This is a genomic window from Sphingomonas sp. UNC305MFCol5.2, assembly GCF_000712135.1.
GTDB lineage: Bacteria > Pseudomonadota > Alphaproteobacteria > Sphingomonadales > Sphingomonadaceae > Sphingomonas.
Genome location: NZ_JOOE01000001.1, coordinates 147,093 through 161,108, shown reverse-complemented (window position 1 = coordinate 161,108; position 14,016 = coordinate 147,093). Strand labels below are relative to the sequence as shown.

Here is a 14,016-nt window from a genome sequence, read left to right as displayed (position 1 = left end):
CTGCGGCAGCATCGGCAAGCAACTTCTCAGAGCGCGTGCGGCGCCTTGTCGACCATCCACGTCTGGCCCTTGGCGACGAGCTTCTGGAGGTCGGGCTTCTTGCCTTCGCTCGCCGCCTTGTTCTGCGCGACCACCGCGCTCTCGAAGGTCGGCGCGGGATCGTCGTAGAGCACGCCCAAAGCCATCGGGAAGGCGCCGAACGGCATTTCGACGAGCATATGCGCGATCGCGCGGTTGGCGGTGTTGTGCACGATCACGCCCGCGGCTTCCCAATCGCCGTCGACCACGTCGACCACCTTGAGCGTCAGCCGCTCCATGTCGAGCGAAAGCCCCTTGGTGCCGCCCGCGAACAGCAAGGGTTTGCCGTTGTCGCACCATAATTGGTTGGAGACTGCATTGGGCTTGGCAGTGAAGGGCTCGAACACGTCGTCGTTATAGACGATGCAGTTCTGGAAGATCTCGATGAACGCCGCGCCCTGATGGGCATGCGCCGCCTTGAGCACTTCGGGCAGCCTTTTGTGGACATCGATCCCCCGCGCGACGAAGCGCGCGCCGCTGCCGAGCGCGAAGGCGCAGGGCTTGGCGGGATGATCGACCGATCCGAACGGCGTGGAGGGCGAACGCGTGCCCTCGCGGCTGGTCGGCGAATATTGGCCCTTGGTGAGGCCGTAGATCTCGTTGTTGAACAGCAGGATCTGGCAGTTCAGATTCCGTCTGAGCAGATGCATCGTATGGTTGCCGCCGATCGACAGCGCGTCGCCGTCGCCGGTGATGATCCATACGTCGAGATCGGGATTGGCGAGCTTGACCCCCGTCGCCACCGCCGGCGCGCGGCCGTGGATGGTGTGGAAACCATAGGTCTCCATGTAATAAGGAAAGCGCGACGAGCAGCCGATGCCGCTGACGAACACGGTGTTCTCGGGCGTGGCGCCGATCTCGGGCATGGTGCGCTGCACCGCCTTGAGGATCGCATAGTCCCCGCAGCCCGGGCACCAGCGGACCTCCTGGTCGGTTTCCCAGTCCTTGGGGGTGCTGGGGCGGATGGTGGTCAGTTCGTTCATGGATTCACAGCCTCCGGGCTGGGCAGCTGGGTGTCGTCCGGGCCGAGTTCCTCGGCGCGGTCGCTGTTCAGATGGCGCGCGATCGCCGCCTCGATCTCGGCGATCGTGAAAGGCTGGCCCGACACCTTGTTGAGCGGCACCGCGTTGACGAGATATTGGTCGCGCAGCACCGTCTTGAGCTGACCGGTGTTCATTTCCGGCACGAGAATGTGCTCGTAACTCCTTAAAAGATCGCCGAGATTTTTCGGCATCGGCCAGATGTGGCGGAGATGGACATGGCTGACGTCGAGCCCCTTGGCGCGGGCGCGGCGGACCGCGGTGGCGATCGGGCCGAACGTCGAACCCCAGCCGACCACGACGAGCTTGCCGCCCGGCTGGCCCTGCTCGACGGCCTGATCGGGCACGTCGATGCCGAGCACCTTGTCGCGGCGGACGTCGGTCATCGCCTGGTGGTTGCCGGGGGAATAATCGATATTGCCGGTGCCCAGCGCCTTTTCGATCCCGCCGATGCGGTGAAGCAGACCCGGCGTGCCCGGCTTGACCCAGGGGCGCTTGAGCTTCGCGTCGCGCGCATAAGGCAGGAACTTCTCGCCCTCGGCGGGAAGTTCGGTGTGGAAGGCCACCGGGAACGGCGCGTAGCCGCTCATGTCGGGCACTTTCCACGGTTCGGCGGCATTGGCGATATAGCCGTCGGTGAGGAGCATCACCGGAGTCATATATTGCGTGGCGATGCGCACCGCCTCGATCGCGACGTCGAAGCAATCGGCGGCCGAGCGTGCGGCGAGCACGGGCATAGGCGCGTCGCCGTTACGGCCGTAGACGGCCTGATAGAGGTCCGACTGTTCGGTCTTGGTGGGAAGCCCCGTCGAGGGCCCGCCACGCTGCGAATTGACGATCACCAGCGGCAGCTCGGTCATGATCGCAAGGCCCATCGCCTCGCCCTTCAAGGCGATGCCCGGGCCCGAGGATGACGTCACGCCGAGCGAGCCGGCATAGCTGGCCCCCAGCGCCGAGGCGATCGCGGCGATCTCGTCCTCGGCCTGGAAGGTCGTGACACCATATTCCTTGAAGCGGGCGAGATGGTGGAGAATCGCCGAGGCGGGCGTGATCGGATAGCCGCCGAAGAACATCGGCAACGCCGCCAGCTGCGCCCCGGCCACGAGGCCTAGCGAAATCGATTCGGCGCCGGTGATCGTGCGGTACAGCCCGGGCTCGGACGGCGCGGCCGCGACGTGGCGCTGCGAAATGCCCATCGCGCCCAGTTCAGCGGTCTCGCCATAGGCATGGCCGGCGTTGAGCGCAGCGATATTGGCCTCGGCCAGCTCGGGCGCCTTTGCGAACTTGGCCTTGAGCCAGTCGACGATCGGCTGGCGGTCGCGGTCGAACATCCAGAGCGCCAGACCCAGCGTCCACATGTTCTTGCAGCGCAGCGCTTCCTTATTGCCCAGCCCGAACGGCTTCACGGCATCGAGGGTCAGCTGCGAGATGTCGAGCTTGAGCAATTGCCATTTGCCGAGGCTGTCGTCCTCGAGCGGGTTCGCGGCATATTTGGCCTTGTCGAGGTTGCGCTGGCCGAACTCGCCCTGGTCGGCGATGATCAGCCCGCCGGGCTTCAATGCCTCGACATTGGTCTTGAGCGCCGCGGGGTTCATCGCGATCAGCACGTCGGGCTGGTCGCCCGCGGTGTCGATCTCGGTCGATCCGAAGTTGATCTGGAACGCCGAGACGCCGAACAAGGTACCCTGCGGCGCGCGGATCTCGGCGGGGAAATCCGGGAAGGTGGCGAGGTCGTTGCCCGCCAGCGCGGTCGCCAGCGTGAACTGGCCCCCGGTCAGCTGCATGCCGTCGCCGGAATCGCCGGCGAACCGGACGACGATCGCTTCAGGTGCGGGATTGGCCGATGCCTCTTCGGGCGTCAGCTGATGGGCGGCAGTGGCCATGGCCGGTCTATATTCCTGCGGTTTGTCTATCGTTGCTAATGCTCTACGCCTCCCTTGCGATAGGCCCAAGGTAGAAAATGCCGCCGGTCTTGCAACGACTGCTTTGCGAGAGGCGTCCCGGTGCGAGAATCGAGGCTGCGTGACAGGCGCCGGGCGGACGCGCTAGGGGGCAGGCCATGACCGATATCGCCTCCCTTCCCTATCGTCCCTGCGCCGGCGTGATGCTGGTCAATCGCGACGGCCGCGTGTTCGTCGGGCAGCGGCTCGATTCGGTGCTGGAGGCGTGGCAGATGCCCCAGGGCGGGATCGATCCGGGCGAGGATCCGCTCGATGCCGCGTGGCGCGAGCTGTGGGAAGAAACCGGCGTCGCACGCGAACATGCCGAATTGGTCGCCACCGCCCCCGAAGAACTCGCCTATGACCTGCCGGAGGACCTGGTCGGCAAGGTGTGGAAGGGCAAATGGCGCGGCCAGCGCCAGCGCTGGTTCCTGTTCCGCTTCACCGGCGAGGACGCACACGTCAACATCGCCACCGCCGAGCCCGAGTTCCGGGCATGGCGCTGGGCCGACCCCGCCGAGCTGCCGGACATCATCGTCCCTTTCAAACGAGACCTTTATCGCCAGCTCCTCGAAATTTTCGCGAAAGAGCTGGAAACGATTCGTCCGGCGTAACGATCAATCCGTCGCGCGTTGCCCTTTTGATGCCCTATTAATCTGACTAGGGGGGCTGCATGCGTGCCCTGCTCCTCGCCCTGCCGCTGCTGCTGGCCAACACCGCAGCCGAAGATCCCGTCATTCCGCCGACGATCAAGTCGATGCTCGATGCCGCGATGCAATCCGGCAGCGAGGGTGACGTCGCGGTCATCGTCAAATATGCCAGGAACGCGGATCCGGCGAGCGCCGACCTCGTGGTCAAGACCGCGACGGACTGGCGCAACGATCGTCTCGCTCAGGCCAACAAGAAAATCCGCGAGGCGGATTTCTTCGATCTGGTGAAGGGCCGCGCCGAGCTGGGCGGCTATATGAGCACCGGCAATACCGAGAATGTCGGGCTCACCGCCGCGATCGAAGTCAAGCGCGAGGCGCTCGAGTGGCGCCACAAACTGCGCCTCCAGGCCGATTATCAGGAGAGCCTCGGCCTGGTCACGCGCGAGCGCTATCTCGCCGCCTATGAGCCCAACTGGAAGTTCGACGACCGCGCCTACATGTACGGCGCCGCGCAATATGAGAGCGACCGCTTTTCGGGCTTCTACGACCGCGTTTCGCTGTCGAGCGGCGCAGGCTACAGTGCTATCAAGTCGCCCAAGGTAAAGCTCGATCTCGAACTCGGACCGGCATACCGCCTCACCCGCTTCATCGACGACAAGACGGAGAGCAATCTCGCGGCGCGCGGCAGCATGGATTTCGGGCTGAAGCTTTCGCCGAGCATTTCGGTGACGCAGAATGCCTCGGCCTATCTGCAGGACGCCAACAGCACGGTATCGAGCCGCTCGGCGCTGCTGGCCAAGCTGTTCGGGCCCTTTTCGGCGCAATTCTCGTACACGCTGCAATATGAAAGCACCCCGCCGATCGGGCGCCAGACCACCGACACCACCAGCCGCGCGGCATTAGTCGTCGATTTCTGAGGGCATGGTAAATCCTCCCTCGCGAAGCGGGGGAGGTGGCGTCGAAGGCGACGGAGGGGGCTTGGCCGCAAGTACATCGCCCGCGGCTACGCCCCCTCCACCACTTCGTGGTCCCCCTCCCCCGCTAAAGCGAGGGAGGATTAGGGGGTCATCCATGCCCGGCGTGCATGAGAGCACAGCGTTCGCCGGGATGACGGCAATAATATTTCGCGCTACGAGCCGGGGATGACCGGGCTTTCCAGCATCGAGCAGGCGGCAGTCGAGCGTGTGGCGCAGGCGCCGATGCTCGCGCGGACCGAGGCTTGGACCGCGATCAACAGCGGCACCCGCAATCTCGCTGGACTGGCGACGATCGCCGACGCGCTGGCCGACGCCTTCTCCGCGCTCCCCGGGCATCTCGCATTGGTCGATCCCGCCCCGGCGGAGAGCATGACGTCGGACGGCCGCGTCGAGTCGATCGGGCATGGCCGACATCTCCATCTCGCGGTGCGCCCCGAGGCACCGATCCAGATGCTGCTCACCGGTCACATGGACACCGTGTTCGGTGCCGACCACCCTTTCCAGACCGGTCGCTGGCTCGACGACGGCCGCTTCAACGCCCCCGGCGCCGCTGACATGAAAGGCGGGCTCGCGCTGATGCTTGCCGCGCTCGAGGCAGTCGAGGCGAGCCCGCTCACCGCACAACTGGGCTATGAGGTGCTGATCAACTCGGACGAAGAGACCGGCTCCTTCTCCTCGCGTGCGCTGATCGAGGGCGCCGCGCGCGGCAAGGTCGCGGCGCTGACCTATGAGCCCGCCCTTCCCGACGGCACGCTGGCCGGCGCGCGCGGCGGCACCGGCAATTTCTCGCTCGTCGTCCATGGCCGCAGCGCGCACGCCGGGCGCAACCCCGACGATGGCCGCAACGCTCTGGTCGCCGCGGCGGCGCTGGCGGTGCGGCTGGCCGAGGCGAAGACCGCGGGTCTCACAGTCAATCCGGCGCGGATCGACGGCGGCGGGCCCAACAACGTCGTCCCCGACCTCGCGATCCTGCGCATCAACTTCCGTCCGCGCGACGAATGGAGCATCGCCATCGCCAAGGCCGCGATCGAGCGTGCCGCGAGTGACGTCATGGCGTCGCACGACGTCCGCGTCGAAGTCCATGGCAGCTTCAATCGCCCGCCCAAGCCGCTCGATTCCAGCGCCGAACGCCTGTTCGGACTGGTGCGCGACGCGGGCGCGGATCTCGGCATTCCGGTCGCGTGGAAAGACACCGGCGGTGTCTGCGACGGCAACAACATCGCCGCTTGCGGCGTCCCCGTGGTCGACACGATGGGCGCGCGCGGCGGCGCCATTCATTCAGCGGAGGAATTTCTGATCCCCGAAAGCCTGCCCGAACGCGCCGCATTGTCGGCCGTCACGATCCTGCGCATCGCCAATGGTGCGTTCGCATGAGCTTCCGCATCCGCGCCGCGCGCGACGAGGACCTCCAGCCGCTCTACGAGATGGCCAAGCTCACCGGCGGCGGCTTCACCAACCTGCCTCCCGAAAAGGATGCGCTGCGTGCCAAGCTGGTCCGCAGCCACGCCGCCTTTGCCCGCGACGAGGATGGGCTGTTCGACGATCTGTTCGTGCTGGTGCTCGAAAATGCCGAGACCGGCGAGGTCCGCGGCACCTGTCAGATCTTCACGCATGTCGGCCAGCACTGGCCCTTTTACAGCTACCGCATAGGCACGGTGACCAAGCACAGCCAGGAGCTCAACCGAACTTTTCGCGCTGAAATCCTCAGCTTGGTCAATGACCTTGAGGGTAGTAGTGAAGTCGGCGGACTGTTCCTCCACCCCAATGAACGCGCCGGCGGGCTCGGCATGCTGCTCGCCCGCAGCCGCTATCTGTTCATCGCCCGGCACCGCGCGCGTTTTGCCGAGCGGGTGCTGGCCGAATTGCGCGGCGTGATCGACGAAGCGGGCGGCTCCCCCTTCTGGGACGGCGTCGCGGGACGATTCTTCGGGATGAACTTCCAGCAGGCCGACGAATTCAACGCTATCCATGGCAACCAGTTCATCGCCGATCTGATGCCCAAGCATCCGATCTACACTGCGATGCTCCAGGAGAGCGCACGTTCGGTAATCGGCCTGCCCCATCCTTCGGGCCGCGCCGCGATGCGGATGCTCGAAAGCGAGGGATTCGCCTTTGAGAACTATATCGACATCTTCGACGGCGGCCCGACCATGACCGCCCGTACCGACCTGGTCCGCACCGTGCGCGACGCGAAATCCGCGAGGGTGACTCAAATCGCGGCAGGCGGCGAGCCCGTGATGCTCGCATCCGGGCGGCTGGCGAACTTCCAGGTGTGTTTCGGCAAGGCGACGGTGTCCGAAGACGGCGTGACGATCGATCCGGGCTCGGCGGCGATCCTAGGCGTGTCGGCAGGCGACGAAGTGCTCCATGTCGCGCGGTGAGATCGATGCTCGTTGAGATCAACTTCGACGGCATCATCGGCCCAAGCCACAATTATGCCGGCCTCAGCCCCGGCAACCTCGCCGCGACGCGCAACCGCGGACTGACCGCGTACCCGCGCGCCGCAGCGCTGCAGGGGATCGCAAAAATGCGCGCGAATCTGCGCCTCGGGCTGGCGCAGGGGATCCTGCTGCCCCATCTGCGCCCCGATCATCGCTGGCTGGCCAGCCTCGCCACCGATTATCCCACCGCCGCTCCACATCTGCAGGCGCAGGCCATGTCGGCATCGGCGATGTGGGCCGCCAACGCCGCGACGGTCTCGCCCGCGCCCGATACCGCCGACGGGCGCTGCCACCTGACCGTCGCCAATCTCGCGACGATGCCGCATCGCAGCCACGAAGGGCCCGGCACGCTGGCGCAACTCCGCCTGGCCTTCGCCAACCCCGCTTTCGCGGTGCACGCGCCCGTCCCTCCGCCCTTCGGCGACGAAGGCGCGGCCAACCATATGCGCCTCGCCGCTGCGCACGATGCGCCCGGTGTGGAGGTATTCGTCTATGGGATCAGCGGCGGTCCCTACCCTGCCCGCCAGCACCCGGACGCTAGCTACGCCGTCGCGCGACGTCATGGCCTCGACCCGGCCCGCACCTTGTTCGTCCAGCAATCGGAAGAGGCGATCGCCGCCGGCGCCTTCCACAACGACGTCGTCGCAGTCGCCAATGGCCGCGTGCTGTTCGCGCACGAGCATGCCTTTGCCGACAAGGAACGTTTCTACGACGATCTCCGCACTGCGCTGCCCGAGGTCGAGATCGTCGAGGTATCCGCCGATCAGGTCAGCCTCGCCGACGCCATCGCCTCCTATCTGTTCAATGCCCAGCTGGTGACCCTGCCCTCGGGCGAAACCGCGTTGATCGTTCCCGAGGAGACCCGCGAGACGCCGAGCGTATGGGCATGGCTTCAGGCGCATGTCGCGGGCAACGGCCCGATCCGTCAGGTTGAGGTGGTCGACGTCCGCCAGTCGATGGCCAATGGTGGCGGCCCGGCCTGTTTGCGGCTGCGCGTGGTAGCCGATCCCGCCACGATCGATCCACGCTTCCTCGTCGACGACGCGCGGCTCGATCTGATCGCATCGGTAGTCGAGACGCATTGGCCCGAGGCGATCGATGCCGGTGCGATCGGCGATCCGGCGCTGGTCGCCCGCATCGAGACTGCGCGCCGCGCGCTGCTCGAAGCGCTCGGAACTGTCGAATTAATTGACAGGTAAGCATATTCGTTAATGCGGGAATCGCGGATTTCCGGGCTTGGCCCGGCGCTTGCTTCATATTCGGCATGTTCGATCGGGTCCGCCGCCTCTTCACGATCAAGACCAAATTCGAGGCCTATCTCGTGATCTACGGGCTCGGCACCGGCGCGGTGGAGCGCGGGATGCACTATCTCGATCGCTTCCCCGGCTTTGGCGGCAAGATGCTGTTCGTGCTCTGCCCGATCGCGGTGTTCATGGCTGGCGCCAAGATCCTGGATACATTCGACGTCCCGCAGTGAAGCCGCACTGCCGACTCCAACAATTGCTACCGGTGTCATTGCTGCTTTGCTAAGCCTCGCTTGATAAGAACAGGCGAGGAGTCGGGTGCATGCGGGCGTTGCTTCTGGGATGGGCTTTGGTGGCGAGCATCGCCGCGCCGGCCGTTGCGACTCCCGACAAGGCGGAAGTCGCCGCGACCATGAAGCGCGCGACTCGTTTCATGGTCGAGAAGGTCGCCACCAAGGGCGGCTATGTCTGGTCCTATCTGCCCGACATGTCGCGGCGCTGGGGCGAGATGGAAGCCTTCCCGACGATGATCTGGGTCCAGCCGCCGGGCACCGCGACGATGGGGCATCTCTATCTCGACGCGTACCATGCCACGGGCGACGCTTATTATTACGAGGCGGCGAAGAAAGCCGCTGATGCGCTGATCGCGATCCAGCAGAAGAGCGGCGGCTGGCATTATTTCGGCGATTTCGCCGGCGAGGCCTCGACGAAGCGCTGGTACGACACGATCGGCAAGAATGCGTGGCGGCTCGAGGAATTCCAGCATTATTGGGGCAACGCCACCTTCGACGATGCCGGCACCTCCGAAGCGATGCAGTTCCTGCTGCGCCTCTATGTCGAGAAGCGCGACGCGAAATATCTGCCCGCGCTGAACAAGGCGCTGAACTTCGTGCTGGAGAGCCAGTATCCCGTCGGCGGCTGGCCGCAGCGCTTCCCGCTCAAGAGCGAGTTCAGCCATCATGGCAAGCCCGATTACACCAGCTTCATCACTTTCAACGACGATGTCGCCGGCGAGAACATCCAGTTCCTGCTCTACGCCTGGCAGGCGCTGGGCGGCGACTCTCGGGTGCGCGACGCCATTGTCCGGGCCATGAACGTCACTCTGGTGACTCAGCAGGCGAAGCCGCAGGCCGGCTGGGGGCTGCAATATACGCTCGACCTCAAGCCGGTGGGCGCGCGCACCTACGAGCCGACCGCATTGGTCACCCACACCACCGCTGCAAACGTCAAACAGCTATTCCATTTCTATCGCCTCACCGGTGACAAGAAGTATCTGGCGCGCGTGCCCGAGGCGCTCGACTGGCTCGAATCGGTCAAGCTGCCCGCCGATCAGGTGAAAGGCGGCCGCGCCTATCCCACCTTCATCGAGATCGGCACCAATCGCCCGCTCTATGTCCACCGCCGCGGCTCGAACGTCGTCAACGGCGAATATTATGTCGATTATAACCCCGCCAACACGATCACTCATTACAGTTCGACGCGGGCGATCGACGTCCCCGGCCTGCGCCGCGAATATGACAGACTGATCGCTTCCGATCCGCAGGCGATCGCCAAGGATTCGCCATTGCGCGCTCCACAGCCGCTGCCGCGCTATTTCCTCGTCGAGGAGCAGGCGACCTCCGATCTCAACACCGAGAAAGGGGCACGATCGCCCGAAGCGCTGGTCAAGTCGCTCAATGCCGCCGGCTGGTGGCCGACCGAGCTCAAGGCGACAAGCAACCCCTATGCCGGCGACGGTTCGCCCACCCCGACGCCGGGCGATTTCAGCCGCATCAAGGTCGGCGACGCGACCGACACTTCGCCCTATGAGACCGATCATCCGGTCGTCGGCATCTCGACTGGCACGTACATCGAGAACATGAAGGTGCTGATCGGCGCGCTGAGGCGATAGCGCGCATCTGTCCGCCCTGCCGGGGCGAATCTGCGCCGCTTCAGCGCGCAGTCCGCTTGAACCGCATCTCACCCTCGGCACGATGGAGTATCAGCGAGTCCCCAACGATCTCGGCGGGTGTGTCGCTTAGGTCGATCACGCCGAAATCGTTGGGAGTCAGCGTGAAGTTGGCCACGCTTCCCGCTTTGGCATCGAGCGGCAGGCGGCCGGATTGCAGGCGATAGGACGCCCAGCTGAACGTGACGAAGCGTGGAACGCGCCGCTCCCCGTCCGGAAGCGTCCACGGCTCCCCCGCCAGATAGGAATCGAGCGGTTCGCCGCTGTCGAATTCGATCCTGAGATCCACGCCCGCCACGTCGTGGCCGTTCGGCGCCAGCACGCGTATCGCGAAAGGCTTGCCGGGTGCCGCCTCGATCTTTGCCGGGGTGATCGTCGGCGCCACCGGGCGTGGTTCGCTGGTCAGTGTGATGCGGTTGCCGGCAGCCTTCCACCGCCCCTGCGCGCGCTCGTCCAGCGCCCCGACCGTCAGGCCGTACAGGAAGGTGCCGTCTTCATCGAGACGAATCCCCGCGACGAGCTCCATCTGCGAGAGCACATATTCGCCTGCCGGTGACGCAGTGGCAGGCGCGTCGGCCGCGCGCGGCACCTCTTGCGCCTGCGCCAGCTGGCCCATGCAGGACACCGCCGCGATCGCCGCGCAGCAATCGCACAATCCGCGCCTGAATCCGAAAATGTTCATGTCGCCCCGATCGCCGCAAAGGCCGATAACGGCCTCCCGGCGATCCTATCCCCATGCGCGGCAGCCGGAAACATAAAAGCCCCGGCAAGCTTCTGGCTTGCCGGGGCTTTTAATGGCGCGCCCGGAACGATTCGAACGTCCGACCCTCAGATTCGTAGTCTGATGCTCTATCCAGCTGAGCTACGGGCGCGCATTGGAGGCGTGCTGATAGAAGCGACTTTCGAGGAACGCAAGCCCGTTGCGTGCGGTTTTCCACAAGCATAGAGCACGACCATGCGCAGCCTGCCCTTGTTCGCCGTGATTGCCCTAGCGGGCTGCACCCAGAGCCCCGACGCCTATCCTTCGCTGCTGCCGCGGCCGATCGAGAGCCAGAGCCTCGCCGAGCCCGAGCGCCCGGCGCAGGTCGCGACGCCGGATGCGGCGCTCGACGCGCGAATTGCCGAGTTCACGGCGTCGTTGACGACGGGAAACCGGCAATTCGCCGCCGCTGCGCAGGAGGCCGAGGTGAAGGTGGCGGTGGCGCGCGGGGTTCCCGAAGGCTCCGACGCCTGGCTCGACGCGCAGACGGCGCTCAGCACGCTCGAATCGCTGCGCGCGCCGCTGCTGATCGCATTGTCCGATCTGGAGGCTATCGCGATCGAACGCGGCAAAGCGGGGCAGCCGCCTTATCCCGCGCTCGATTCGGCGATCACCGCCGCCGACGCAATGACAACCGCGCAGGGCGACCGGATCAAGACGATCGAGGCCGCGCTCGCCGGCGCCTAGTCGTTCGCCAGCGAAGGATTGAACGCGCGCATCACCGGCACCACCGAAGCATAATCGTCCGTCCAGGGCGTGAAGCCGGGCCTGGTCGCCAGTGGAAACCATTGCGGATCATTTGCCGTCAGCCGCGCCAGCGTGCCCGCATCGCGCGAGAGCGCGATCCAGTCCGAAATGCTCGCTTCGTCGCGCGCCTCGAGCGCGCTCGGCTGATAGACGAGCCGCGCGGCATGCCAGCCCCCGTGCGCGGCCGCACCCGCGACGACAGGCGCCAGCGCGAGGAACCGGTTGGAGATATGGACCAGCAACAGCCCGTTGGGCGCGAGCGCACGCGCATAGGTCCCAAACGCTTCGGTGGTCATCAGATGCATCGGCACTGCATCCGACGAGAAGGCGTCGAGCGCGAGCAGATCGAGGCTCGCCGGCGCGGTCTCGGTGAGGCGGATGCGTGCATCGCCCACGGCGATCTGGGCCTGGGGCGCGCATTGCCGGAGGAAGGTGAACCTGCCCGAATCGCGCGACAAATCGACCACTTCGGGATCGATCTCGTAAAAGCGCCACTGCTGCCCCGGCTGCGCATAGCAAGCGAGCGTGCCGGTTCCGAGCCCGACGACGCCGATCCGCGCGGCTGGCCCGAACAGCGCCGGCGCCGCCAGCATGGCGCGGCCGACACCCGATCCGGGCACATAATAGGTCGTCGGCAATCGCGAGCGCGCCCCCTTCAGCTGAATGCCGTGCAGCGTCGTGCCGTGCGCGAGCCGCCGCTCTTGGGGCTGCTCGCTTACCGTGTAGACGCCGAAATAGCTGCGCGTGCGGTCGCCACTTAGCGAAATGTCGATCGCGCGATACCCGCCGAACAGGAACAACCCGCCCGCGAGCGCGACGAGATAGGGGACGCGCCTGCCGGTCGCGATCAGGCCCACCGTCGCAACTGCGAGGAAGGCGATCTGCTCGTGCAGCTCGCCGAGCACGCCGCCAGGGTTGGCGAGGCCGATCCCGACGAAGATCGCCACGAGGAATACAGCCATGAGGATCTTGATCCACAGACCCTCGCCCTGCCACAGCCGGGCGAGCGCGGAGAACAGGAAGGTCTGCGGCATCAGCGCGCCAGCGGCGAGGATCAGCAGCGGATATTCATAGGTCCAGTCGAACAGCACCGGCGCGATCAACCCGGAAAAGACCCCGCCCAGCGCGCCGCCGACCGACATCGCCAGATAAAAGCCGGTCAGCCGATCGGCCGCCGGACGCAGCCGATACATGCACGAATGCAGTGCCACCGCTACCACGAACAGCAGGACGAGCCCGATCAGCGCGTTTAGATAAGCGAGCTTCTGGTGCCCTGCGATCAGCGTCGCGCCGAACAGCAGCACGATCAGGGGCGCGAATTTGGCGAGCAGGTCGGGAATGATATCACCCTCCCGGAACGCCACCGAAAAGCTCAGCAGATAGAGCCCCAGCGGCAGCACCCAGAGCATCGGCATCGCGACGATGTCGGTGGTCAGGAAGGTGGTCGTCGCGAGCATCAGCCCCGAAGGGACGAAGGCGAGGATGATCCAGTGGAGCACGCGCAGCCCGCCCGCGGGCGGGCTATGGTGCGCGACATGCGGCTCCTGCGGGGCTTTCCGGGGCAGCAATGTCGCGCAGCCGGCGACGAGTACGAACACCAGAGCATAGCCGATCGTCCAGAGCAGGCTCTGTCCCTTGAGCGCCAGGCCCGGCTCGACGATCAGCGGATAGGCGATCAGCCCGCCAAAGCTGCCGATATTGGAGGCGGCATACAGGGCATAGGGGTCGCGCCCGCCGCTCGCGACGCTGTACCAGCGCTGGAGCAAGGGCGCCTGCGCCGAGATCGCGAAGAACAAGGGACCGATCGACGCGCCGAACAGCCAAGGCACCCAAAACGCCGGCTCGGCATCGGCGGGCAGCTCCATCGCGGTCAGCCCGATCGGCAACCACAAGGCCGCGGCGGCGAGCACCGCGAGATGGATGCTGGCCTGCATCCGCACCGGCACTCGCCCCAACCAATGCGCATAGGCATAGCCGCCGAGCAGGAGCGCCTGATAGACCAGCATCGCGCTGTTCCACACCGCCGGTGCGCCGCCGAGGCGCGGCAGCGCCATCCGCGCGACCATCGGCTGGACCAGGAAGAGCAGGAACGATCCGGCGAGGATGGCGACGACGAAGAGCCAGCGGAACCGAGTCCGTGGCGCAATCGCCTGCTCAACCGCGTCCGCCATGCAATTCTCTCCCCTGCGAA

At 65.8% G+C, this 14,016-nt stretch carries 12 protein-coding genes and 1 tRNA gene; 8 read left to right on the top strand and 5 right to left on the bottom strand.

The features are described 5' to 3' along the window. Nucleotides 1–26 precede the first annotated feature (26 nt). Entirely contained in the window at nucleotides 27–1,061 is a 1,035-nt protein-coding gene (locus BR78_RS0100760; RefSeq protein WP_025560956.1) for a 2-oxoacid:ferredoxin oxidoreductase subunit beta, read from the bottom strand. Next, nucleotides 1,058–3,001, bottom strand: coding sequence for a 2-oxoacid:acceptor oxidoreductase subunit alpha (locus BR78_RS0100755; protein ID WP_025560957.1), 1,944 nt, complete (start codon nucleotides 2,999–3,001; stop codon nucleotides 1,058–1,060). Before BR78_RS0100755 ends, BR78_RS0100760 begins: the two co-directional genes overlap by 4 nt. Before the next feature lie 176 nt (nucleotides 3,002–3,177). Between BR78_RS0100755 and BR78_RS0100750 the strand changes: the two genes are divergently transcribed. The 7 genes from BR78_RS0100750 to BR78_RS0100720 all read left to right on the top strand — a co-directional run bounded on the left by BR78_RS0100750 (nucleotide 3,178) and on the right by BR78_RS0100720 (nucleotide 10,261). Then, nucleotides 3,178–3,672, top strand: coding sequence for an RNA pyrophosphohydrolase (locus BR78_RS0100750; RefSeq protein WP_025560958.1), 495 nt, complete (start codon nucleotides 3,178–3,180; stop codon nucleotides 3,670–3,672). Between the two features lie 59 nt (nucleotides 3,673–3,731). Continuing rightward, nucleotides 3,732–4,625 carry a DUF481 domain-containing protein gene (locus BR78_RS0100745; protein WP_025560959.1) on the top strand — a complete coding sequence of 298 codons (894 nt, stop codon included), beginning with the start codon at nucleotides 3,732–3,734 and terminating at the stop codon, nucleotides 4,623–4,625. 225 nt (nucleotides 4,626–4,850) lie between these two features. Beyond that, a complete protein-coding gene (locus tag BR78_RS0100740) occupies nucleotides 4,851–6,059 on the top strand; it encodes a hydrolase (RefSeq protein ID WP_025560960.1) in 1,209 nt (402 codons plus the stop codon). Continuing rightward, a complete protein-coding gene (locus BR78_RS0100735) occupies nucleotides 6,056–7,066 on the top strand; it encodes an arginine N-succinyltransferase (protein ID WP_025560961.1) in 1,011 nt (336 codons plus the stop codon). Before BR78_RS0100740 ends, BR78_RS0100735 begins: the two co-directional genes overlap by 4 nt. 5 nt (nucleotides 7,067–7,071) lie before the next feature. After that, entirely contained in the window at nucleotides 7,072–8,325 is a 1,254-nt protein-coding gene (locus BR78_RS0100730) for an N-succinylarginine dihydrolase (RefSeq protein ID WP_025560962.1), read from the top strand. A 65-nt stretch (nucleotides 8,326–8,390) separates the two neighbouring features. After that, nucleotides 8,391–8,603: a hypothetical protein gene (locus BR78_RS0100725; protein ID WP_025560963.1), complete on the top strand. Its 213-nt coding sequence runs from the start codon at nucleotides 8,391–8,393 to the stop codon at nucleotides 8,601–8,603. Nucleotides 8,604–8,692: 89 nt separating this feature from the next. Further along, complete coding sequence (locus tag BR78_RS0100720) at nucleotides 8,693–10,261, top strand: pectate lyase (RefSeq protein ID WP_025560964.1); 1,569 nt, start codon at nucleotides 8,693–8,695, stop codon at nucleotides 10,259–10,261. A 40-nt stretch (nucleotides 10,262–10,301) separates the two neighbouring features. Here the strand turns inward: BR78_RS0100720 and BR78_RS0100715 are convergent, their stop codons facing one another. Beyond that, entirely contained in the window at nucleotides 10,302–11,000 is a 699-nt protein-coding gene (locus BR78_RS0100715; protein WP_051683138.1) for a hypothetical protein, read from the bottom strand. 113 nt (nucleotides 11,001–11,113) lie between these two features. Then, nucleotides 11,114–11,190: transfer RNA gene (locus BR78_RS0100710), tRNA-Arg, on the bottom strand. Nucleotides 11,191–11,273: 83 nt separating this feature from the next. Between BR78_RS0100710 and BR78_RS0100705 the strand changes: the two genes are divergently transcribed. Next, nucleotides 11,274–11,765, top strand: coding sequence for a hypothetical protein (locus tag BR78_RS0100705; RefSeq protein WP_025561239.1), 492 nt, complete (start codon nucleotides 11,274–11,276; stop codon nucleotides 11,763–11,765). Here the strand turns inward: BR78_RS0100705 and BR78_RS0100700 are convergent. Next, nucleotides 11,762–13,996 carry a fused MFS/spermidine synthase gene (locus tag BR78_RS0100700; RefSeq protein WP_037565849.1) on the bottom strand — a complete coding sequence of 745 codons (2,235 nt, stop codon included), beginning with the start codon at nucleotides 13,994–13,996 and terminating at the stop codon, nucleotides 11,762–11,764. The genes BR78_RS0100705 and BR78_RS0100700 overlap by 4 nt on opposite strands. Between the last annotated feature and the right edge of the window lie 20 nt (nucleotides 13,997–14,016).